19 protein-coding genes are annotated in these 23,530 nt (G+C 48.5%); 15 read left to right on the plus strand and 4 right to left on the minus strand.

Annotated features, from left to right (window positions below):
• Nucleotides 1–117: 117 nt before the first annotated feature.
• The 3 genes from KJS69_RS03315 (at nucleotide 118) to KJS69_RS03325 (ending at nucleotide 3,771) form a co-directional block, all read left to right on the plus strand.
• Nucleotides 118–2,103: a methyl-accepting chemotaxis protein gene (locus tag KJS69_RS03315; RefSeq protein WP_213581563.1), complete on the plus strand. Its 1,986-nt coding sequence runs from the start codon at nucleotides 118–120 to the stop codon at nucleotides 2,101–2,103.
• Nucleotides 2,104–2,308: 205 nt separating this feature from the next.
• Nucleotides 2,309–3,115, plus strand: coding sequence for a sensor histidine kinase (locus KJS69_RS03320; protein ID WP_213581564.1), 807 nt, complete (start codon nucleotides 2,309–2,311; stop codon nucleotides 3,113–3,115).
• Entirely contained in the window at nucleotides 3,112–3,771 is a 660-nt protein-coding gene (locus KJS69_RS03325) for a response regulator (protein ID WP_213581565.1), read from the plus strand. The genes KJS69_RS03320 and KJS69_RS03325 overlap by 4 nt, the downstream gene beginning before the upstream one ends.
• Before the next feature lie 31 nt (nucleotides 3,772–3,802).
• On the opposite strand, the gene glpX is transcribed toward KJS69_RS03325, so the two are convergent.
• Nucleotides 3,803–4,783, minus strand: a complete 981-nt coding sequence (glpX, locus tag KJS69_RS03330) for a class II fructose-bisphosphatase (protein ID WP_213581566.1) — start codon at nucleotides 4,781–4,783, stop codon at nucleotides 3,803–3,805.
• A gap of 350 nt (nucleotides 4,784–5,133) precedes the next feature.
• Here glpX and KJS69_RS03335 point away from each other — a divergent pair, with 350 nt between their 5' ends.
• From KJS69_RS03335 to KJS69_RS03375, 9 genes are all read left to right on the plus strand, one after another.
• Nucleotides 5,134–5,802: a helix-turn-helix transcriptional regulator gene (locus KJS69_RS03335; RefSeq protein ID WP_213581567.1), complete on the plus strand. Its 669-nt coding sequence runs from the start codon at nucleotides 5,134–5,136 to the stop codon at nucleotides 5,800–5,802.
• A 72-nt stretch (nucleotides 5,803–5,874) separates the two neighbouring features.
• Complete coding sequence (locus KJS69_RS03340; RefSeq protein ID WP_213581568.1) at nucleotides 5,875–6,678, plus strand: pyruvate, water dikinase regulatory protein; 804 nt, start codon at nucleotides 5,875–5,877, stop codon at nucleotides 6,676–6,678.
• Between the two features lie 394 nt (nucleotides 6,679–7,072).
• The gene (locus tag KJS69_RS03345) at nucleotides 7,073–7,951 is read left to right on the plus strand and encodes an AraC family transcriptional regulator (protein WP_249730332.1); all 879 of its coding nucleotides are present in this window, start codon (nucleotides 7,073–7,075) and stop codon (nucleotides 7,949–7,951) included.
• A 129-nt stretch (nucleotides 7,952–8,080) separates the two neighbouring features.
• On the plus strand, nucleotides 8,081–9,358 hold the full coding sequence (locus KJS69_RS03350; protein ID WP_374706608.1) for an ABC transporter substrate-binding protein: 1,278 nt from the start codon (nucleotides 8,081–8,083) through the stop codon (nucleotides 9,356–9,358).
• A gap of 114 nt (nucleotides 9,359–9,472) precedes the next feature.
• A complete protein-coding gene (locus KJS69_RS03355) occupies nucleotides 9,473–10,390 on the plus strand; it encodes a carbohydrate ABC transporter permease (RefSeq protein WP_213581570.1) in 918 nt (305 codons plus the stop codon).
• On the plus strand, nucleotides 10,390–11,208 hold the full coding sequence (locus tag KJS69_RS03360; RefSeq protein WP_213581571.1) for a carbohydrate ABC transporter permease: 819 nt from the start codon (nucleotides 10,390–10,392) through the stop codon (nucleotides 11,206–11,208). Before KJS69_RS03355 ends, KJS69_RS03360 begins: the two co-directional genes overlap by 1 nt.
• A 6-nt stretch (nucleotides 11,209–11,214) precedes the next feature.
• Nucleotides 11,215–13,722 carry a hypothetical protein gene (locus KJS69_RS03365; protein WP_213581572.1) on the plus strand — a complete coding sequence of 836 codons (2,508 nt, stop codon included), beginning with the start codon at nucleotides 11,215–11,217 and terminating at the stop codon, nucleotides 13,720–13,722.
• A 23-nt stretch (nucleotides 13,723–13,745) separates the two neighbouring features.
• A complete protein-coding gene (gene bglB, locus KJS69_RS03370) occupies nucleotides 13,746–14,816 on the plus strand; it encodes a beta-galactosidase BglB (RefSeq protein ID WP_213581573.1) in 1,071 nt (356 codons plus the stop codon).
• 73 nt (nucleotides 14,817–14,889) lie between these two features.
• Nucleotides 14,890–15,717, plus strand: a complete 828-nt coding sequence (locus KJS69_RS03375; protein WP_213581574.1) for a sugar phosphate isomerase/epimerase family protein — start codon at nucleotides 14,890–14,892, stop codon at nucleotides 15,715–15,717.
• A gap of 101 nt (nucleotides 15,718–15,818) precedes the next feature.
• Here KJS69_RS03375 and KJS69_RS03380 read toward each other — a convergent pair whose 3' ends face one another.
• Nucleotides 15,819–16,529, minus strand: coding sequence for a L,D-transpeptidase family protein (locus KJS69_RS03380; protein ID WP_249730333.1), 711 nt, complete (start codon nucleotides 16,527–16,529; stop codon nucleotides 15,819–15,821).
• A gap of 22 nt (nucleotides 16,530–16,551) precedes the next feature.
• On the minus strand, nucleotides 16,552–17,268 hold the full coding sequence (locus tag KJS69_RS03385; RefSeq protein WP_213581874.1) for a polysaccharide deacetylase family protein: 717 nt from the start codon (nucleotides 17,266–17,268) through the stop codon (nucleotides 16,552–16,554).
• Between the two features lie 281 nt (nucleotides 17,269–17,549).
• Between KJS69_RS03385 and KJS69_RS03390 the strand changes: the two genes are divergently transcribed.
• On the plus strand, nucleotides 17,550–18,728 hold the full coding sequence (locus tag KJS69_RS03390; protein WP_213581575.1) for a hypothetical protein: 1,179 nt from the start codon (nucleotides 17,550–17,552) through the stop codon (nucleotides 18,726–18,728).
• A gap of 5 nt (nucleotides 18,729–18,733) precedes the next feature.
• Nucleotides 18,734–19,549: a divergent polysaccharide deacetylase family protein gene (locus tag KJS69_RS03395; protein WP_213581576.1), complete on the plus strand. Its 816-nt coding sequence runs from the start codon at nucleotides 18,734–18,736 to the stop codon at nucleotides 19,547–19,549.
• Here the strand turns inward: KJS69_RS03395 and KJS69_RS03400 are convergent.
• Nucleotides 19,546–20,556 (minus strand): LacI family DNA-binding transcriptional regulator, encoded by a 1,011-nt coding sequence (locus tag KJS69_RS03400; RefSeq protein WP_213581577.1) that lies wholly within the window; start codon nucleotides 20,554–20,556, stop codon nucleotides 19,546–19,548. The two genes, KJS69_RS03395 and KJS69_RS03400, sit on opposite strands and share 4 nt — an antisense overlap.
• Before the next feature lie 420 nt (nucleotides 20,557–20,976).
• Between KJS69_RS03400 and KJS69_RS03405 the strand changes: the two genes are divergently transcribed.
• The gene (locus KJS69_RS03405) at nucleotides 20,977–23,391 is read left to right on the plus strand and encodes a glycoside hydrolase family 95 protein (RefSeq protein WP_213581578.1); all 2,415 of its coding nucleotides are present in this window, start codon (nucleotides 20,977–20,979) and stop codon (nucleotides 23,389–23,391) included.
• The last annotated feature ends 139 nt before the right edge of the window (nucleotides 23,392–23,530 follow it).

Here is a 23,530-nt window from a genome sequence, read left to right on the forward strand (position 1 = left end):
CTATCGAAAATATCATTTAAAAAGCTGTTTTCCCGCAACCAAAGGCCTAGTTCTGAAGGTGGTCGCTCATTTTCGTGGAAAAATTTCAAGCTGAAAAGCCCTGCGAAATCCGTAGGGATGAAGTTGTTTCTTATCTTTTTCTTTAGTATTATAGTGCCTGTCATTTTTCTAGGTATATTTTCCTATAATATTTCTAAAGAGATTATCCAGGATAAAGTCTCTTATGCCAGTGAACAGACCGTTCATCAGGCTACGGAGAAGCTTGATTTGGTGTTCCAAAATATTATGGATGTAACGACGCAATTATTTGCGGATTCTGAATTTCTAAGAAATCTGCAGCTGATCAATTACAATACGGATGAAGATTACTCGACCTATGAATTAATCAACAAAATTCAGCAGCGGTTAAATACATTAATTAATTCCAACAATACGATGACCGGACTCTATTTGCTTCCGACTGGAGATGAGCGGTTGTTGGGAAGCGGCTCGCTCAGCACGGTTAGGACCGCAGAAATCATTGAGGAAGAGTGGTTCCAGCAAGCGGTCCAGAACGGAGGGGTCCCCGTATGGCTGCCAACCAAACGAGATGGTTACGTAGGTGGAGATACCGTTTTTGGGATCGCAAGACTTCTGTCGAAAGATTACGTGATTCTGGCGGAAATTCGCGTGAATGTAATGAACTCCAGCATTGCCAATATCGCGACCTCCGGGGGCGAGGCAGTGATTGTTGATCTTCATAACAATTTAGTGAGTGTCGAAGACGCAGAGCTGATCGGAGATCCGTTCGAAATAGATGTTAACGACGACAATTTCGCCTATGCCGAGGCCGTTTCCAAAAAAGTAACTCTGGACGGCGAAGAGCAGCTGGTCGTCTACAAAAAGATGAGCGCTACCGGCTGGACAGTTGCCACTACTGCGCCTTTAGCGGGACTGGTTAAAGATACCGATAAAATCTGGTATACGACTCTGATTACCGTTATTGTTTCCACTGTCATCGCCATTCTGATTGGACTTTACATTGTCCGGATGATTGGCAGGCCGCTCGTCCATCTCCGTGATTTGATGAGCCAAGGGGCACAGGGGAATTTGACGGTGCGGATTAAAAATTACGGCTCCGATGAGATTGGCGAGGTTTCGGCCAGTTTTAACCAAATGATGGAGCAGATCACTCGTCTCGTAAGGCAAACGAATCAATCTGCAGCCGATGTGCTGGAAACGGCGGGTGTTCTTCTCCATTCCTCACGGCAGACGGCAACCTCTGCCAAGGAAATTGCTATCGCCACAGAAGAGATTGCAAACGGGGCTTCCAGCTTGGCGATGGATGCGGAGAAAGGGAACAGCCTGACCCAGGAGATTGGAATTCAGATGAAGCAGGTCATCGCCGCCAACGTGGAGATGGGCTCTGCAGCGGCTGAAGTGCATCAAGCAGGTGAGCAAGGAACGACTTATATGGGCGAGTTGACGACCAAGACGAATTTGACTGAAGAAATGACTCGCTCTATGGTAGAGAAGGTAGATAAACTTAAAGAAAGCACAAGCTCCATTAGAAAAATATTGGAAGTGCTGCAAAACTTGACGAAGCAGACCAATATTCTATCATTGAATGCGACTATTGAAGCAGCCCGCGCTGGTGCTGCTGGAAAAGGCTTCATGGTCGTGGCCGACGAAATTCGCAAGCTGGCCGACCAGTCCAAGCAATCGATCGAAGTCGTCGGTGAAATTACGGAAAAAATTCAAGGCGAGATCGATGAAACCGTATCGGTGCTGTCAGAAGCTTATCCGGTATTCCAGGAGCAAATTGAGTCGGTTAAGGAAGCGGAGCTGATTTTCCACAGAGTACAAGAGCATATGGGCGGCTTTGTGGAGCAATTGTCTGCGGTGACCCAATCGATCGAGACGCTGGAGGAATCGCAAGTAGTGCTGCATGAGGCGATGACGAACGTGAGCGCGGTCTCTGAAGAATCTTCGGCCACGTCGGAGGAAGTAGCTTCGCTAAGCAACGAACAGCTTAACGTTAGCGATGAGCTCGTTAAATTGTCAGAAAAACTAGAAGCCCTCTCCAACTCATTGAAAGATTCTCTCTCAAAGTTTACAATATAGAATAGACGGAAAAGTTCCTGTTCCTTAATTTAAGGGACAGGATTTTTTCTAGCGCTTCGAGTATAATCCTATTCATAAGGTACTGTCCTGTGGATGGAACACCGAAGCTAAATTTCTATATAAATTGAACTAAAGAAAAGATAATGATCCCTTTCTTTAGTGACACTTATATAGCGAATGAATTCAAAGGAAGTGTGGGTCACAAGTGAAGTATCCCGTTTACAAATGGTTTACCATTCTGCTGCCTACTTTAATCATTGGAGGATTCGAGTATATTCGTCATGAGTTTTTGCTGGATGTCCTCACGATGGAAGCAGGGAACGTGTACATTACCGTCATGACCCTAATTCTGTTCTATCTGTTTGCCACCTGGATGTTTCGTCATATCGAGATGACGAATAAGAGATTGGCAGAGGAGCAGGCCAAGCGGGCTGTCTATGAAGAAAGGGAGAGGCTGGCTACCGAGCTGCACGACAATATCGCGCAGACGTTGTTTTTTCTTAATGTAAAGCTGCAGAAGAAGCAGCTGGAAGAGGCTCGGTCGATGATTTCCGGAATTAATAATGACTTACGTCAGGCTATCTTTAATTTGCGCGCCTTGCCGGAGGAGGGAGTCGTCTTTGAAGACCGGGTAACTAAGTGGCTGGATGAATGGAGTATGGTGACAGGTGTCGAGGTCCAATTAAGAATGGAATTGAACGGACATCGCTTTACTTCGGCTGAAGAGGTTTTGTTATTTGGAATTATTCAGGAGGCTTTTACGAATATTCGCAAACATGCGAGAGCCAGTCTGGCTGAGGCTCATCTGATCGTTCAGAATGAAGGATGGGTGCTCAAAATTGTCGACGATGGGGTCGGCACGGTTCCGCAGGAGGAGCAGGATAGAAAGTACGGACTTTCCATGATGAAGCAGCGGGCTGCCCAGTTGGGCGCCGTATTCCATTTTGGCAATCGCCCGAAGGCGGGGACGGAGCTAACGGTAGCCTGTAAGAAAGGGGGGCCGCTACAATGAAAAATAAATACCGGGTATTAATTGCAGATGATCACCCTTTGGCCAGGCAAGCGGTGCGGACGCTTCTCGAAGATGACGAGGCGTTTGAAATCATCGGGGAAGCAACCAATGGGATCGAAGCGGTGGAATTGTGCGCGCAGCTTGAGCCCAATGTCGTGCTGATGGATATTCATATGCCGGGAATGAACGGCTTGGAAGCGACTCGCCGAATCAAGGCCTACGACCCCGCTGTAAAAATCGTTATCCTCAGTGTCTCCGATGCTGTGGCTGATTTATTTAGCGCAATCCAGTTCGGAGCCCAGGGCTATTTGTTAAAAAATATGGATCCGGCCGACTGGGTCGACTATCTACATGCCTTGCTGGAAGAGGATACCGAAACCGCCCGCCGAATGGCTGACCGATTATATTATCAATTCAAAGCGGTCAAGCCATCGGAAGGCCCATTGCCTAGTCTATTAACGCCGCGGGAGAAAGAAATATTGGCCTATATTTCCGAAGGGGTGACGAACAGGCAAATCGCCGATAAGCTGGTCATCGCCGAGAATACAGTCAAAAATCATGTGAAAAATGTGCTGGAGAAGCTTGGTCTGGACAACCGCGTGCAGCTGGCGGCGTACGCTGTCAGCCATCGGATTTCACGGCCGGAAGAAGACTAACCTGCCCGCCTGTTTCTTAAGAGGGGCAGCTTTATATGATTTGCTCCATGCTTTGCAGAAGAGGTTTATTCGGCAAGTAATGGAGCGTTTTAATGTACCGAATAGTTTTGGTTTTAGCTCTCATCACGATAGAGTGGGTTTCCGCCCGTTGGCCAGGAGAGTAGGCTACCCCGCTTAAAAACTCGCCAGGTGTAATTCCCGTGGCGGCAAAAATAACATCCTCTTCTCCGATCATATCCTTCATCGTTAATATTTTTAACGGATCTTTAAGCCCCATTCGCACGCAGCGTTTGTATTCTTCCTCGCCGGAGGGCATCAGCCTTCCTTGCAGCTCCCCGCCCAAGCAGCTCAAAGCGGCCGCCGCAAGCACTCCTTCCGGTGCCCCTCCCGATCCGATATACAGATCGATGCCGGATTCCGGGAAGGAGGGAGCCATCGCGCCTGCGACGTCCCCGTCACTTAAACATTTGATGCGGACACCGACCTTGCGCAACTCTTTCATCAGTTCCTGATGCCGCGGCCGATCCAGAATCATAACCGTCAAATCGGACAATGGCTTGTTCAGGACGGCAGAAGCAGTCTGCAATTTGACCTCGATGGGGTCGTCGAGACTGAGCTTGCCGGCTAAAGCAGGCCCTACGGCGAGTTTGTCCATATACATGTCAGGCGCATGCAGCAAATTTCCTTTGTTGGCAACGGCCAGGACGGCCAGCGCATTGTTCAGCCCTTTGGCCACCAATTCGGTTCCTTCGACGGGATCAACCGCCACATCTACCTCCGGACCTTGCAGATTGCCCACTTGTTCTCCTATGTAAAGCATGGGCGCCTCATCCATCTCTCCTTCGCCAATGACGACAGTTCCTTTGACGGATACAGAGTCAAGCATCATTCTCATCGCTTCGGTAGCGGCAGCATCCGCGCTGTTCTTATCCCCCCGTCCCATCCATCGGGCGGAGGCAAGGGCTGCTAATTCGGTTACTCTTACGATTTCCAATGCTAATTCTCTCTCCATAGAAGTCACTCCTATTTTTATATAATACATCATAATTAATTTTATGTTATGTAACATATTAGCGCAATCCTTTTATTTTTGGAATATATTTTTGTAAATTTGTGTGCGTGATGTACTAATGACCTCGAGCCCACCTATGATAGCTTTAGCAGGGGAGGGTTGAATGCTTTTGGAAAGCGATACAATGGGGAAGATGAATATTTCGGCTAAACTATGGAAAGAAATGCAATTCTTTAATGGGGAATGGGAGAGGGCACAAGACTATTAAACTTTTCCGGACAAAAGGTTTACTTCGATGCGGACAAACGATATATTTGGATTAATTAGAAACAATATGACGTACTAAACGTATGGAAAAATGGGATTTACATAAAAGTCAGGAGGGAACCGTCATTAAACTATCATCCCGGCAGTTGGAGATTGTGGAGTTAGTCCGACGTCATGCGCCGATTACAGGGGAGCAGTTAGCCGAGGCGCTTGGTCTGAGCCGGCCAACCATCCGCTCCGACCTGTCGCTGCTTGTCATGCTTGGTTATTTGGACGCCAAACCTAAGGTAGGTTACTTTTTGGGGACCTATGCTGCTGCAACCTCTCGGGCCTATGCCCGTACTATGGAGCTGAAGGTAAGGGACGTACAGGCAGTGCCTGTGGTCGTCCGTGATAATAGCACGGTACAGGATGCAGTTGTAACTATGTTTACCGAGGATGTGGGGGGGCTTACCGTCGTAGACGAAAAAGGCAGACTGGCCGGCATTGTATCGAGAAAGGATCTGCTCAAGGTTACCCTTGGCAATGCGGCTGCGGCGACTATGCCAATCAGCCTGGTGATGTCCCGGGAACCCAATATCGTTACCGTAACCCCCGATGATTCCGTGTTGGATGCCGCGCGTAAGTTGATCTCCCATGAGGTGGATATGCTGCCGGTTGTCGCTGAAGAGCAAACGGAAGGCCGCGAAGTGGTAGGGCGCATTACGAAAACGATTATTACCAAAGTATTTATAGGGATGGCAGGAGAGTAATTTATGACAGAGAAGGCTTTTATTTAAACGGACGAAGGTGCGCTCCAGGTCCGCGACGAGGGGGAAAACTCATTGAAAGAAAGTAAAATCTATACAGTCTATATTTGCTCCGATTCCGTCGGCGAGACGGCCGAAGCGGTCGCGCGAGCCACGATACGACAGTTTGACGAGCAGTCCGTGCAGCTGCGAAGATTCGGCCATATCCAGAACGAGGACGAAATTAAGGCGGTTATGGAGGAAGCGGCCGAGACCGGAGGGTTCGTCGTCTATACGCTCGTTCAGCCGGAATTGAGGGAAATGCTGAGAGAAGAGGCCATTCGTCTGGGGGTAAGAGCCGTCGATATCATGGGCCCGATGATGCAGGCGTTTATCGATACCTTCAATGGGTCTCCCAAACGTAAGCCGGGCTTGCTACATGAAATGAACGATGACTATTTCCGCTATATTGAAGCGATAGAATTCGCCGTCCGCTGTGATGACGGCAAAGACACCCATTCCTTAATCCATGCGGATGTCGTTCTGATCGGCGTTTCCCGCACCTCCAAAACCCCGCTAAGCATATTTCTTGCTTACAAGGGCTATAAAGCGGCGAATATTCCGCTGGTTCCGGAGGTCAGTCCGCCGCGGGAATTGTTCCACATCCATCGCAACAAAATTATTGGGCTGACGATGGACCCGGAGCATCTGCTCAAAATCCGGACGGAAAGGCTGCAGGCGGCCGGACTGCCCTTTGGGGCCAAATATGCAACGATGGAGCGAATCTGGGATGAGCTGGATCATGCTGCGCGCTTGATGGAACAGCTGCGGTGTCCCGTCATTGATGTGACCGCAAGAGCGATAGAAGAGACCGCCGGACTTATCATGAAGCGACTGTAAGAATAGAAGAGTATAGAACATCATCGCCGGGGACGGAAGTCCCCGGTATTTTTATCAGGGTTATGTATTCTCAAGATTTGTTTCATCTTCCCAAGATTGCATGTTATACCGATATTGTGGTTGATGGAGAAATATTAATATATAATTACTGGGAATTAATAACTATGAATCAGAGAGGATTGTGAAAAAAAGTACGTTTTTCTAAATAGATTGGGTCAAAAGATCTGGTTTATCGGAGGAATGAGATAAAAATCATAAAGCAAGATATGTTAACAGTTCAACAAGAAATGAAAATTAATATTATTTAGCGTATGTTAATATCTCTATGTAGAAAGCGTTAACAAATATTTTTATAGGCCTCCGGTTAACCTATGTTGTGAAGGAGGGACCAATCTTGAAAAGTTATACCCACTTACCTACTAACCGGGCGCTTTCCAAAGACAAGATTTATATTCGGAATCGGGAGATGGGAATCCAAACCTCCTGGCCGCTGCACTCTCATGAAGGGTTTGAAATTTATTACTTCATTGAAGGCGTGGCCAATTATATTATTGGAGACAACATTTTTCAGCTTCTGCCGGGGGATATGCTTATTTTCGAGGGACAGACTCTTCATCGGGTCAACCCGGATACCGAGGTCCCTTACGTGCGAAGCTATATTAACTTTTTACCCTCCTATCTTGAATCGTTCGTGCCTCAGGAGCTTCTCGACAAGCTGCTTTCACCATTCCATAACGAGAATGGCCAGCTCATTCGCTGGGGGCCGGAGGAGAAGGAAGACATCGATAGAATATTCGCTAACATCGTATTGGAAAGGGATAAGGAGAAGACAGGCTACCGGTTTATGATGCAGACTTATGTCGCCCAGCTATTGACCAGGATTTATCGCAAGTCTAAAGAGATGGATCCTACTCTGGTCGTTCCCAACGCATCGCAAAAAGAAATGTATGTTCATCGCGTTCTTCGCTACATTAACGATCACTATCAGGAAAATTTGTCGCTCGACCAAATAGCGGGTTCTCTTCACTTGAACAAATACTATATGTGTCATTGCTTTAAAGAAGTGACAGGGTATACGATCAATGTTTATTTATCCAAAAGAAGATTGGATGAAGCAAAGAAAATGCTGCGTATGACCGACCTGCCGATTGGGCAAATTTCCGATCAGATTGGATTCAACAGTGCGATTCATTTTAGCAGACTGTTCAAGCAGCATGTTGGCGTCAGTCCGCAAACCTACCGAAATATGAATCTGACGAATTCGGAATACTAAAGCTTTTGTTTACCAGCGAAGCCATAGCCGTTCTCCGGCAGACGGTGATAACGGCCCAAAGGGAAGTACACTGTACAGCTTGCGGGGAAAGGCTTGGTCTATAAATTATTTTATAAAAAGGGAGTTGTCATTATGAAGAAATGGAAGCGTGCCACAGTCCTTTTACTGTCCGTCATTCTCGCGGTCTCTCTTGCGGCTTGCGGCGCCAAAGATTCCGGTGAAGGAGCAGGCGGCGGAAAGAAAGTTTCCCTTGATTTCGTATGGTTCACGGATGGAGTAGAAGGGGAAGTCATGAAAGGGCTACTCAACGAGTATCAAGCCCAGAATGAAAATGTAAAGATTAATTTAATTGAAGTAGCTTATAAAGATTTGGGCACCAAACTGAAGACGATGATTTCCGGAGGCAAGCCGCCGGCATTAAGCCGGGTGTCGGATACCGGAATGTTCGCCAACCAAGCTCTGGATCTGAGCACTCATCTCGGCACGGCCGACGAATTCTCTTCCCAGTTTATCGATTCCATCAAGCCTTACTACATTGTGGACGATAAAGTGATCGCGGCTCCGATGGATGTTACAGCTAACGGAATGATCTACAATAAGACGCTGTTTGACAAAGCGGGTGTTAAAGTGCCGGCCTCCCCGGATGAAATATGGACTTGGGATGAATTCTCCGAAGCCTTGAAGCAGGTGCAGGAAAAAGGCGGAGCGAAATACGGAATGGTCGTAGACGTAACCCCGCATCGCTGGTCTACTATGCTGTATCAGTTTGGAGGAAGCGTCTTTAACGAAGACGGTACAAAAACACTGATCAATGACGAGAAAGCGGTTCAGACGCTGGAATACTTCAAAAAGCTTCACACAGACGGCATTATGCCCGATTCTGTATGGATCGGCGGAGAGAATCCGAACAACCTTTTCCGTACCGGACAAGTGGGCGTTCATTTAGCGGGCAACTGGATGCTGAGCAACTACAAAGATATCGACAACTTTGAATGGGGCGTCACTTACATGCCTAAGCAGGAAATTCGCTCTTCCGTTCCAGGCGGTAAATATTTAATGGCGTTCCAGAACTCCGGAGTGGAGAAGGAAGCGGCAGAACTCATCAAATTCCTGACTTCCAAGGAAATCAACAGCAAATACAACCAGGACTCCTTGTTCATCAGTCCTCGTAAAGACAGCGCCCAGCTGGATTATGAATTTGGTAAAGAGATGTTCGAAGTATTCTCTAATGAGTTGGCGGATACGACTCCGAAAGCAGCTAATGACTGGTCGAGACAAGATGTGATCACGAAATTTACGGACGATTTGAAAACAAACATCATCGAATCGTTGACTAGCAAGCTGACTCCGCAGGAAGCATTGGATAAAGTAGCAGAGAAAGCGACAAAAGCGATCGAAGGCAAGTAAGTAGGCAGTCGTTAGCTAAGCAAAGTAGAGCAAGTAAGTGGATAAGGAAACATAGAGTGGCTGCACTGGTGGCAGCCTCTCCATGTTTTAATCCATCAGGAAGGAGCTTAAGCCATGGCGAATAGCATTACTGGCGGCAGCAATGAATACAGAGCGCCTAAAAACCCAAAGTGGAAAAAAATGATTGCTCCCTATTTGTTCGTGCTGCCGAACCTGGCTATTTTTTCGGTGTTTATCGTTGTTCCCGCATTGTTCGGTCTTATTTATTCGTTTACCGATTATGACGGGATTAATAAAATGAATTTCATCGGATTCGAGAATTATGCTTATATTTTCCAGGATTCCGAATTTTGGGCGGCGCTTCGCCGAACGGCGGTCTATGCCGTTTTTGTCGTGCCGTTGTTATTTGCAGCCGCGCTGGGCATTGCTATTTTGCTGATCCAGCAAATTAAAGGAAAAGGGATTTTCCGGGCTATCGTCTATTGGCCAACGATGATTTCGTTAATTATCGTCGGTTTGACCTGGAAGTGGATATTCGGCGGCAGCTTCGGAATCGCGAACTACATTCTCGAATCGATGGGAATGCAGCCGGTTGGCTGGCTGACGGATCCATTCTTTGCCAACGCTTCTGTTATCGTGGCCACTCTGTGGTCGAGAGTAGGATTTTTTATGGTCATCTTTATGGCGGGGCTTCAGAGTATTCCGCAGGATTACTATGAGGCGGCCAAAATTGACGGAGCCGGCAAAATTCGTTCCTTCTTCAGCATTACTATGCCGCTGCTGAAGCCGACCAGCTTGCTCGTTCTTATGCTCTCTCTGATCGATGCGTTCAAAGCTTATCCGCTTATGTTCGCTCTTACCGGAGGGGGACCCGGACGCGAAACGACTTATGTCGTGCAGCATATTTATCAAACCGGATTTACCGCTCAGGAGCTTGGTCTGGCCAGCGCGATGTCGGTAGTCCTGTTCATCATCATCGCTATTTTTACTGTGTTTCAGTTTAGACTTGGAAAAGGAGGGGCGATCGACTGATGACTCGTGCAAACAAAGCAGCTGTTTATGCAGCGTTGATCATTCTTTCCCTGCTTTTTTTGTTCCCGGTAGTATGGGTCGTGCTTTCCTCTTTTAAAAACAGCAACGATCTATATGCCTGGCCGCCGCAAATTTTACCGAGTGTATTCACTCTGGAAAATTACAAAGCAGCTTTCGACAAAGGCAACTTCGGCGTTTATTTCATGAACTCCGCTTTTGTTACGATCGTCTCTACGATTCTGCTGCTTATCGTTAACTCGATGGCCGGATTTGCCCTGGCGAAATACCGGTTTAAAGGGGATACGCTGATCCTGGTCGGATTTATCTCTACTCTGATGATTCCGCTCGAGGTGATTATGATTCCGATCTTCTCGGTCATCAGCAAGCTGGGCTTGTATAACTCCTTATGGGGTATTATTATTCCGCCTGCGGCTACCCCGACCGGTGTGTTTCTGATTCGTCAATATTTGCTGAGCGTGCCTAACGAGCTGTTGGAAGCGGCGAGAATGGATGGAGCTTCCGAGTGGAAAATCTACCGGAGCATTATTTTACCGATCGCGAAGCCGATTCTTGCCGTGCTGACCATATTCTCCTTCATGTGGAGATGGGACGACTTCCTGTGGCCGTTGATTGTTATCAGCGATCCGAAGAAGTACACGATTCAGCTCGCACTATCCAATTTCATCGGTGAATATAATGTAGACTGGAGCAGCCTGCTGGCGATGTCCGTAATTACAATGATCCCGGTGCTTATTGTCTTCCTCGTCTTCCAAAAACAGCTTGTCCAAGGAATTGTCACTACAGGAATGAAAGGCTGATAATCAATGGGAAATATGGCCCGATACAAACCTCTTCAACATCATAATCTTACGATCAACCGTTGGCTGGTAAGCCAGACGATAGAAAGCAGAGTCCGTTTTGATCCGGTGACGATGGATGGAAGCATCAACACGTGGCTGTTGGAGGGTTTCGCTATCCATGAAAATCCATGCCGCCAGCAATTTGTAACGGAGCGTCGGGCTCATTCGCCGGAGCTGCCTCACGGCTTGGAAGAGGCGCTTCCCGGAAATACTCTTGCGGAAGCGGGAGCTTTGGGAACATGGAATCTTTATTTTCCGTGGGGAAATCCCCGGGTGGAAAGATCGAACTTCTGGATGGTGCCGACTCATCTTTTAACTTACGCTGTTACGCAAATCGACTGTCCCCGTGCTCATCTATCGAAGCTTAAGCTCATCACGTGCGGATCTATCACTCTATGGATCAATGGGGAGAAAACCGCCGACTTTACTCCATTTACGAGAAATAAAGAAGCGGAAACAGAGATTGAGGTCGAGTGGAAAGCCGGTATCAATACCGTCGTTGTCTGCTTTGAAGACTTGGCCGAAAGAGATACCCAGTATTATTTTCGCGTGGATTATGAAGGGACGGAGCCGCTGGACATTCTCCTTCCTATTGGAGAGGTGAAGGAGGAGGAGGCTCATTCGCTTGAGAAGGCATTGGCCGAAGCTTATTTTACCAAGGATACGGTAACGAATGGACCTGTCGTCCTTAACATCAGCAATCCGCTGGATGAGAAGATTGACTTCCGCATGCAATTTGGCAGCGATATTTTTGGCTCCTTGCAAAGCGCTGATGCGGTTCTTCAGGCGGGTGCGGCTGAGTTAAAGCTGGGTCAAGCGGAGCAATTCGGAATGGGCTATAAATACATTCAGCTGTCCGCCTGCAAGGGCTCCTTGTCCATGATGAGACGATTGGGCGTACAGATCTATCCTCAATCCGCTTTGGAGTTCGCGGTGGATGGAGATATAGCTGCCCGCAAGGAAGCAGCCCTCAAGACGATCGCCAAATATGGCGAGCCTAACCTGCACACGGCTTTGGCCCTGCTGAAAACAGGAGGCTCTACAGCGGAAGCGGAAGCGATCCTGCGAGAAGAAATGGAGGCCATTAACGCGCGGGCGGATTGCAGCGACTTTTTTCTCGTCTCGTTGTTCCGGGTTTGGCAGGATTATCGCAGCAGCGGACTGTTTACGGAGTCGTTCTGGAATGAAGTGAAGGCATGTATCCTCAATTTCCGTTATTGGATGGACGAGCCGGGTGACGATGTCATGTGGTTCTTTAGCGAAAATCACGCTTTGCTCTTCCATACTTGTGAGCTGCTGGCAGGGCAATTGTTCCCGGAGGGGCATTTCACCAACAGTAACGAAACGGGCGCCCAGCATAAAGCGAAGGCGGAAGCTCGATTGAAGGAATGGTTTGAGCGCTTTTTGACAGAAGGACTCGCGGAATGGAACTCGAGCGCTTATTTTCCAATCGATGCCATAGGCTTCATTCAATTGTATGATATGGCGGAATCTGCGGAAATTCGCAAGCAAGCCAAAGAAGCGCTGGACCTGCTTTATTATTACATGGCAGTCAATTCCCATCTCGGTGTGCTGGCCTCCACTTACGGCAGAAGCTACGAGAAGGAATTGAAAGGCCATTATATCGAAGGCACCTCCTCTATGAGCTGGATAGGTTATGGAGTTGGATATTTGAATAATTACACGATCAGTAATGTGGCATTGTGCCTGTCTGACTACGTTCCGCCAGAAGAGTATAAAGCTTATTTGCTTCCGAAGGACAAGGAACGGTTTGTTTTCCGGTTCGACCAAGGTCTGGGAGGCTATGCCAAGCTGTACAACTATAAAACGAAGAGGTACAGCCTGTCCTCCATAGCGGATTTTAAAATCGGGCAACGAGGCTATCAAGAGCATGTGATGCATCTGACCTTTGGCCCCGAGGCTAATCTGTGGGTGAACCATCCTGGAGAATTGGCCGTGCACGGTTCAGGCCGTCCGAGCTATTGGGCGGGTAACGGGTATTTGCCCAAGGTTGGCCAGTATAAAGGGCTGGGCGTCCTTCTGTATCGGATTGATCCGGCGCATGACGTCCATTATACCCATGCTTATTTTCCGACGGAAATTTTCGACGAGTACGCAGTTCATAATGGTTGGTATTTTGCTAGAATCGGAGACAGCTATGCGGCGGTCTATGCGGTTAAAGGATTACGTCTTCAGGATCAAGGTCCGGATCGTGGCAAGGAGCTGCTGTCTTCCGGCTTGACCAATGGTTGGGTGCTTAGAGTTTCTGACGGAGAGGAGAGCGGAAGCTTCGAGCAGTTCATGGAGCGCATATCTGGCATGGAGGTCAGCTTGGAAGGCAGTGAACAATTGGCGTTAACCGATCCTGATTATGGTTCTGTAGAGCTGCATTGGAATAAGCCGCTTGTCGTTAACGGGGAAGAACAGCCTGTCGGCGGATTTGGCATTCGCGGCAAGCTTGAATACGTATAGTCGGTCAGCGGGGAGGAATAGCGATGACTGTAAATAGAGAACAAGTTCTGGAGGCTATCGGCAAAGTATCGGAAGCGATGAAAACGATGAAGAACGACAGCCTTGAGGAGAAATATCCGATTGGTCTGATTGATATTCATTTATGGGAATGGCCCCAAGGAGTCGGGCTGTATGGAATGTATCAGTATTACGAGGAAACGAAAGACGAGAAGACTCTGGAATTCCTAAAGAACTGGTATCGGGCCCGGCTTAAGGAAGGCCTCCCGGAGAAGAACGTAAATACCTGTTCTCCATTAATTACGCTAATTTCTTTGTGCGAATTGACCGGAGATCAAGCTTTAGAGGCTGTCTGCGACGAATGGAGCCGTTGGATTATGGAAGAACTGATTCGTACCGGAGACGGAGCCTTCCAGCATATGATCACCGGCGATCCGAATGATGGACAGATTCTTATCGATACGTTGTTTATGACGGTGCTGTTCTTGGCCAAAGCCGGGATTTACTTCGGACGTCCGGAATATGTCGAGGAAGCCAAACGACAATTCCTCATTCATATTAAATATTTATATGACAAGCAAACCGGACTTTTCTATCATGGCTGGGATTTCAACGAAAAGCACAACTATGGGGCAGTTCGTTGGGGCAGAGGCAACGGCTGGTATACTTGCGGAGTAGTTGATTTCATCGACATGATCGGCCTGGAAGGCGGAATTAAGCACTATTTGCTCGATACGATGCGTGCTCAGGTGACCGCTTTGGCCGAGCTCCAGCATGAATCCGGATTATGGCACACGGTACTCGACGACCCGGATTCCTATTTGGAATCCTCTTGCGCCGCGGCCTTTGGCTATGGAATATTGAAAGGCGTCCGCAAAGGTTATTTGGACCGTTCCTATTTATCTAACGGGGTAAGGGCTTTGCAAGCCGTTATGGATCAAATCAATGACGATGGAGTGGTCATGCAGGTGTCGTATGGGACACCGGTTGGCAACGATGCGCAATTTTACAAGGACATCCCCATCAGTCCGATGACTTATGGACAAGCGCTGACGCTGTTGATTTTGATGGAGGGCTTGAAGCTGGAAGCTTCTTGATATCGATGCGAGCTTCGCCCGTCAAGGATAAACTTTTTTAATATGATAACGATACGGAAGGGGTTAATGCCGCGTGATTACACTGACTGGCTTCGCCGATGAAATATCGGCAGAATTCAAAGAACAACTGGATTGCCTGGAATCGGAAGGGATTCGATACCTGGAATTTCGCGGGGTATGGAATAAAAACGTATTGGATCTAACGGACGAAGAAATAGCGCAGGTTAAGGAAATGCTGGAGGAGAGGGGGATTAAAATATCAGCGATCGGCTCTCCTATCGGAAAAATCAAAATTACCGACCCGTTCGAGCCCCATGTCGAGAAATTCCATCGGGCGCTTCAGCTGGCGAAATATTTCGATACCCGCTATATTCGTATTTTCTCTTTCTTTATGCCTGAAAATGAAAAGCCTGAAGTTTACCGCGATGAAGTCATGCGGAGAATGAAGGAATTGGTCCGGCTGGCTGAGGAAGCGGATATCATTCTGCTTCATGAGAACGAAAAAGAAATATATGGCGATAACACCGAAAGATGCCTGGATATACTGACGACTTGCCGATCCAGTCATTTGCGGGCCGCTTTTGACCCGGCCAACTTCGTCCAATGCGGAGTGAAGCCGTTCGACGATGCTTATTTCCCGCTCAAACCCCATATCGAGTATGTCCATATCAAGGATGCACTATTTGCGGATGGATCGGTAACAGTGGCCGGGCAAGGAGATGGTCAGGTGCCACAGGTGCTGGCAGACCTGCAAGCATCCAATTACGCGGGCTTCATGTCTTTGGAGCCCCATTTGCAGGCGGCAGGCACTTTCCAGGGCTTCAGCGGACCGGCTTTGTTCAAGGAAGCGACCAGCGGCTTGAAGAAGCTGCTTTCTGATTTGAATTGGGAATGGAACTAACTCAGCAATAGAATACGGAAAAATGGGGTGTTAACGTTTGCATCCCTAAATATCAATATTAAAGCGGCCTCCTTTATGGGGGCCGTTTGCCATAATGATTATTATTCCACCAGTCCCATAGATAAATAATCGTGCTGGTTCACAACTCCGTCCACAGGAAGGTTATGAGCTTTCTCATAAGCCTTAAGCGCCTGTTCCATCGATGCCCGGAATTTGCCATCGCATGGCCCCTTATAATATCCTGCGCTTCTAAGCCAGCTCTGAATGAGCTGCACATCGGCACCGCTGTCCCCTCTGGCCAAATCCCGTGGATTGCGATTAGGTTCGCCTAACGCATGACTCACGATGGAGACGGAGGTTCCCACCTTAACCCATTCGAATAATTCCTCCACCTGGTGGTTTCTCATTCGGATACAGCCGTGGCTGGCATCTTGTCCTATGGAGGATGGACGATTCGTTCCGTGAATGCCATATATCCCCCAAGGCACATTCAAGCCGATCCAACGGGTTCCGAAGCCGGAGCCCCAATTCGTATATTTGTTAATGACCTTCCATTCTCCAGCCGGAGTCGGCGTTTGCGGTTTCCCTAGGGCGATTTTATATTTCTTGAATAATTTCCCATCGACCAGCACTTTTAATTCATTGCGAAGAGGAAGAATTTGGATCGAGACCTCTCCTTCCGGGATTGGATTCGAAGGGGGCTGACCGACCGCTTCTCCTTGAACAAAATCCGATTCACTAATCTCTTGGATAGCAGTCATAGCTGGATAACAGAAAGTGACAAAGACAAGCAGGAAAAGGATCGATCTCATGGTGCACCTCCTTGGAAAGCAATCAATTATGAACAGACTCAAGCTTGTTAAAGTTGAGCAGTTCAGAAACCGTAACGAATCGGAAACCTCGTTGCTTAAGCTCCGGTAATATTTGCTTCAAAGCTTCTACCGTTTGTGGATTTCTCTCCACATGGTCGTGAAAGAGGACGATATCGCCATTGCGGGCGTTGTCCAGTACTTTGCGAACAATTTTGTTGACGCCGGGAGAGCTCCAATCCTTAGTGTCCTGGTGCCAGGACCAGAGGACAGTCAAATAACCCGCATCTCTGGAAGCTTTTACGACGTTATCATTGTAAAATCCACCGGGTGGCCTAAACAGATGCGGCTTTTGGCCCGTGATCGATGTAATTAATTGTTGGTTTTTTACAATTTCCTGACGAATTTGATCGATCGGAGTACTCTTTTTAAAATAACGATGACTGTAGGTGTGATTAGCCAGTTCATGTCCCTCCGCCACTTCCCTTCGTGCGAGATCTGGAAACTTCTCCATGCGCCTGCCCACAACAAAAAAAGTCGCCCGGGCATCATATTGTTTCAATAAATCCAAAATTTGCGCCGTTTGTACCGGATTCGGGCCATCATCGAAAGTAAGGGCAATGACTTTTTCTTCCGTTTTGACCTCCCACACAATTTCCCCGCGGGCTTCATAATAATCTCTGCCTTTATCCGACAGAACGGAATTATGATTACCGTCCTGCGCTTCGGCAGACGCCGTCATGATTGAGCCCCAAGATACAGAAGCGGCCAGCAGGGTCATAAGAAAGGTTTTTAAGTAAATAGATCGCATAGCTTCCTCCGAGTATTCATGTCATAGTCTGTACACAGGTTGTCCCGCCTGTCCCGCCTCCATCCTTGGAAAAAGACGGATGTACACCATAGTGTTCCCAACTTGCGCCCCGATAATTTACCTAAGAAAGGATCATATTATAATCAGATCATTTAAGGGCATGTGGCAGCAGTCTACAGGGAAATGCCCGAACCTCAGGGGATGAAATGGCTATGCAAACTAAAGTATGGGTAGGATTGTGGGTTCTTATGAGCCTATTATGTGCGGGGTGGGCTGAACCGTCTGCCGCAAATGGGAAATCATCACCGGATACAGTCATTCTTACTGTCAAAAGTTCTCCATCTGCGGACTGGGAATCGAAGCTGGAACTTTCCTTTAAAGGGTTGAAAAGTGCCATTCGAGGGGCCACAAGGCTTGATGCTCTACAGCTTCCAGTGACTGACCGCTACTTAACGATAACAAGCGGCAGGCGGGACGAGGTGTTCCGAGTTGGGCAGGATGGTCGGGTGTACGACGCCGAAACAGGCCAGCAGCTGCAATTATCCGACAAATGGACGGCCAAATTGAAACGTTATGCAGATGGATTGGCTGAGCAGCATTATGGGCAGCTTGTGGAATGGGCAGAAGCCCGAAATTCCGTCAAGCTCAAAAACATAGTGACGGTAATGGATTTGGAAACCGGGCTTCAGTTCCGAGCTCAGCGCAGGGCGGGAAGGCATCATGCCGATGTTCAGCCTGTAACCAGGGAAGATACGAAAATCATGAAGCGAATCTACAACAATCAATGGAGCTGGAAGAGGCGGGCGATTCTCGTCCGGCAGGAGGACAAGCTCTTTGCCGCATCTATGCATGGAATGCCCCATGGGGGAGACGGAATACCCGATAACGGGTTCTCCGGACATTTTTGCATTCATTTTCTCAATAGTGTGACTCATGGCAGTAAAGCCAAAGACCCGGAACACCAGTTGATGGTTCATAAGGCTTCCGGCCGTTTGAATGAATATGTGCGGGGGCTTGATCCAATTGAATTGGTGGACAGCTTTATCGCGGCGGTTCACCTTCAGCAGCATTACATGCTTGGTCTGTTCGTGGATAATACGCAATCCTCCTTTTTCCATAAGCTTCAGGAGGAAGTACGGACAGTTCATTCTCTTCGCCAAATCTCTAAATCGAAGCCAGGGGAGACAAAGAAGGAAGAAGCATTATGGGCAATCGAGCTTCCGGTCGAAGTCCAATTGGAAAGAGAAGGAAGGAAAGCTATTAGGAAGAAGCTCGTTTTTGGACTGCATAAGGATGCAGCAGGAAGCTGGGTCATAACGGAGATTCAAGGGTTAGGCGAATCGCCAAAGGGGAGCAAGAAAAAATCAATACTAAAGAATAAAGGAGACTGATTATCATGAAGCGACCATGGGGATTATCTCTCATTGCCCTGCTGCTTGGACTCTTCGTAAATCCTATATGGTCTTCCGCGGCATCGAATGATCCAGGATTGACGGGGAAGAGGTCGGCAGCCGTAGTGATAGATGACTTTGGCAATAATATGAAAGGTACCGACGACATGTTCCATCTTCCCTTCAAAATAACTGCCGCAATCATGCCATTCCTGCCATCTACCAAGCTGGATGCGGAAAAGGCTCATCAAGCGGGCCACGATGTTATTGTGCATCTCCCGATGGAGCCTATTTCCGGACCCAAAAGCTGGCTAGGTCCCGGGGCCATTACGACGGATCTGACGGATGAGGAGATTCGGCGCAGAGTTCATGCGGCCATTGATGAAGTGCCGCATGCGATCGGGCTAAACAACCATATGGGCTCCAAAGCGACATCCGACCGCAGAGTAATGAAGGCAGTCCTTGAAGTATGCAAGGAGCGGGGGCTTTTTTTTCTCGACAGCCATACTAATTACCGCAGTATAATCTCCAAAGTAGCGCAGGAGGTCGGGGTTCCTTGCCTGGAAAATCACTTGTTCCTGGATGATGTCCATACGAGAAAGCATATGACGAAGCAATTGGCATTCATGAGACAGCATCTGAGCGACCATACTCCGTGCATAGCGATCGGTCACGTAGGAACCGGCGGTAAATTGATGGCCGAAGTGCTGGGGGAAATCATTCCCAAGATGGACAAGAACATTCGCTTCGTCGGGGTGTCCGATCTGTTCGCCGAAATGTTTCCTATTGTGCCTGGCCTGACATCCGGGCGGGACCATTAGACCCGTGCACAGGTTGATTGTCTAATGTTTAATGCGCCGGGCAGAACGATTTCCTGCCCCTGAATTCCGGGCTCCTTGATCTGCTGGAATAATAGCTCAACCGCTATGCTGCCCATCACTTTGGCCGGTTGAGTTATCGAAGTAAAGTAATCGACGTATTCCGCAGGCAGCGGAGTATATTCGTCATCAAATGTAACCAGGCTAATGTCCTCCGGTATTCGTAAATTGTATTCGTTAATCATTTGAACGGCGACCAGCAAGTCGCCAGGATGAGCAATGAAGATGGCGGTAGGTCTCTCGGATCGGTTCAGAATGGCTCTCATGGCTTCTGCTATCGTCATCCCGGCTTCATCCAGATCGATTAATCGATCGGAGCCGGTCTCCATTCCTTTTTCAAGCAAGGCAATCTGAAACCCGCGAATCCGGTCTCTATAAGTGGAGAAACGGGAGGGAGTAACCATGGCGATCCGGCTATGGCCTATGGAAAAAAGATAATTCGTCAGGTTCATCGCTCCCAGCAGATTGTCTCCTCGAACCAAATGCAAATTTTCTCCCTCCACCTTCTGATCGACCAGGACGGAGGGGATTCCGCTTTGCTTGAGCAGATGAAGATGGTCGCTCTGTTGATTCTTGCTGAGCAGAATGATTCCTTCCACATCGCGGGCGATCATTTGGGAAACAACCGCCTTTTCCTTATTTAACCCGCTGGAGTTCCCGATGAGGACCATATAGTCCTTCTCAAAAGCTTTTTCTTCCACCCCCAACAGAATGTCCATCCCAAAAGAATTAGCCGCAATGCTGCTTGTAAGCGGCAGCACTAATCCAATCATCATCGTGCCTTCGTTCGATCGTTTCATTTCGTTTGCATTCAAATTCAGCTTTCTCATCGCTTCCAGAACTCTCTGTCTGGCGGTGGCGGATACATTCTCGTGGTTATTGATCACTCTGGATACGGTCGCTTTCGAGACTTTAGCTAAGTCTGCGACTTCCTGAAGCTTGGACATCATTGTTCCCCTCTCTGAAACGTTGCAGTTTTCATGCTTTCATCCTAACTTACCGCTATTTTTTTGTCAAAATGAAGCTCCTAAAGGAAGGTGCATGCAAAAATTCATCTTGATCCTTGCAGGATTACCTTTTAGAATAGAGCTAGTTGCAACGTTTCAGAAACATATCATACAGTTCAATAATATTCTATCTATATAAATTGAACTAATGATGAATAGCTCATGAAGTGGAGAAAGAAAGATGCTTCCAGGGCGAGTTTTGGCTTTGTATTCCTACCATCCGAAGGCCCATCCATATAGAAGGAATACAAAACAAGATGTTTGAAGCTTCGGAGGCACTTTCCTTCGGAACGAAATGACAGCTATTCTTTAGTTCAACATATATAGTCCTATTGATCTGACAGATTTGGAGGAGGAGAAGCTTTGATTGAACATCAACTGGAAGGAAGCAAGCGAGCGCACGGCATGAAGCTGCGCAAGCCGGCAACGAAGTGGCAGGATGCTCTGCCAAGCGGCAATGGAACGATGGGGGCTATGGTTTATGGAAGCATCCAGGAAGAAACGATTCTGCTTAACCATGAGGAGCATTGGGAGGGAAGTGTAACGAAGCCGCTTCCCGATTTATCGGGCTATTTGCCGGAGGTTAGAAGACTGCTGGCGGAAGGAAAGTTCAAGGAAGCCAATACATTCTATCCCGATAGGCTTCGAGAGGCGGGTTATATTGTCCAGACGGGCCGGTTTCAGCCTGGCTTCGATCTCAAGCTGCGGACAGAGACGCAGTATGCTTTTCGGGATTACATACGCGAGCTGGATTTTGAGACGGGCCAGGTTTCGGTTCGCTGGAAGGACGGACAGATCCATTATGACCGTCGATTGTTTGTCTCCCGAACCGACGATGTAGTTGCTCTTGTTGTTCGGGCAGATCGTAAGGGAGCTATTTCTCTGGAGCTGGAATTGCTGCCTCATGATTTGCAGGATGCGACCGATAAGAAGGGCCATCCGCTGGACTTGCCCCTTTCTTTCGAACAAACAGTGGAAGAGGACTTTCTCATTGCTACGGGAAAGCGGGAGAAAGACGGCTCCGAATTCGGGGCGGTGGCCCGTATTGTCTCTGTAGGAGGAAGCCGTGAAGTGAAGGAGGATAAGCTGGTTATTGCTGAAGCCGACGAGGTGATCATTCTTACCCGGCTTTTTGCACAGGGAGAGAGCGCTTCGCAGACACAGCGTCTGAAGGAAGAACTGCTGCAATTGCCTGCCGACTACAACGCTCTGTTCGTTGGGCATCAAGCCGAGCACAGGAAACTGTTTCTGAGAACGGAATTGGATTTAGATATGGGATCCGGGAGGGATTCCGTTAACGAGCAATTACTGCTGGACGCCTACAATGGCGACGTTCCTGCAGCGCTGATGGAGCGGATGTTTGATTATGGCCGCTACTTGCTGCTTTCCAGCTCGCGCCCCGGGGGGCTGCCCGCCAATCTGCAAGGAGTTTGGAACGGCTCTTATGCTCCGCCCTGGTCCAGCGCTTTTTTTAACAACGAAAACATTCAAATGAATTATTGGCAAGCTTTACCGGGGAATATGCCGGAAACGATGCTGCCTTTCTTTGATTTTTTTGAATCGCTTGTGCCGGATATGAGGCAGAATGCTCAAGCCTTTTATGGCTGCCGCGGCATTCTCGCCCCGCTATTTGCCTCTCCTGATTCGGGATTGAAGAAAAATCTGCAGCCGCATGTCGTTTACTGGTCTGCCGGTGCGGGGTGGCTGGCCCAGCATTTTTACGATTATTGGCTGTTCACCGGGGATCGGGACTTCCTGCAGAATCGGGCGGTTCCGTTCATGAAGGAATGCGCCATGTTCTATGAGGATTTCTTCTTTGAGGGAGAGGACGGTTACTATATTTCGTCTCCGTCCAATTCTCCGGAAAATTGGGCCGGCGGTCATTTCGAGGGAGCGCTGAAGGTGGCCGTTTGCGTAAACGCGACGATGGATTTTGCAGTGGCCAAGGAGGTGCTTGCCAATCTCTGTGCAGCCTGCAACGAACTGGGGCTGGAGCCGGACAGCGTACAGAAATGGGAAAGAATGATCCGCAAAATTCCACCCTATGAGGTGAATGAGGACGGCGCGATTAGAGAATGGATGCATCCGGACTTGCAGGATAACTATCACCATAGGCACCAGTCTCATATCTATCCTCTTTTTCCCGGCTTGGAAGTGACGGAGGAGACGCAGCCGGAATGGTTTGAAGCCTGCCGCGTGGCGGTCGAGAAACGGCTGGTCATTGGTCTAAAGGAGCAGACGGGCTGGTCTCTCTCGCATATGGCCAATATTTACGCCAGATTAGGGGATGGCGACCGGGCATTGGAATGTCTGGAAATCTCCAGCCGTTCGTGCGTGGGCGATAACCTGCTTACTTACCATAACGATTGGCGGAGTCAAGGAATCACGATGAAAGCGATGTGGGGCCATAGCGCTCCATATCAAATTGAAGCGAATATGGGCTGGACGGCCGCGATGTTGGAAATGCTCGTGTTCTCTTCCCCCGGAATGATCAAATTGCTGCCGGCTCTTCCCCGCCCATGGACGAGAGGAAGAATCAAAGGAGTAATGGCCAGAGGAGAGGTGGAGGTTGCGATAGAGTGGGATATGGAGGCCGCCCAAGCGACAGCCACTCTCTTATCACGCCGGGATCAATGGATTACGATCAAATTTCCGCGGGCTATCCGGCAGCTTAGCTGTACCGGAGAGTGCAGGGATTCCTCCTATGGTCCGCTATATCGCGAGGTGCACGCAGCCGAGGATCAGGAACTGATCCTGGATATGGCTTTCATCTCCTGAGCCGAACAGAGGGCAGGACATGATATATGGTTGGGGTCCAAACCATAATTAGTGCAGGACGAAGGCAAAGAGAGATGAATCTTGGTCAGGTGCGGTGAAATAGGTGCAGATCAGTGGCATACAAAAGGGAACAAGTCTC

The sequence above is a fragment of the Paenibacillus sp. J2TS4 genome (assembly GCF_018403245.1).
In the GTDB taxonomy this organism is placed as follows: Bacteria; Bacillota; Bacilli; order Paenibacillales; family NBRC-103111; genus Paenibacillus_L.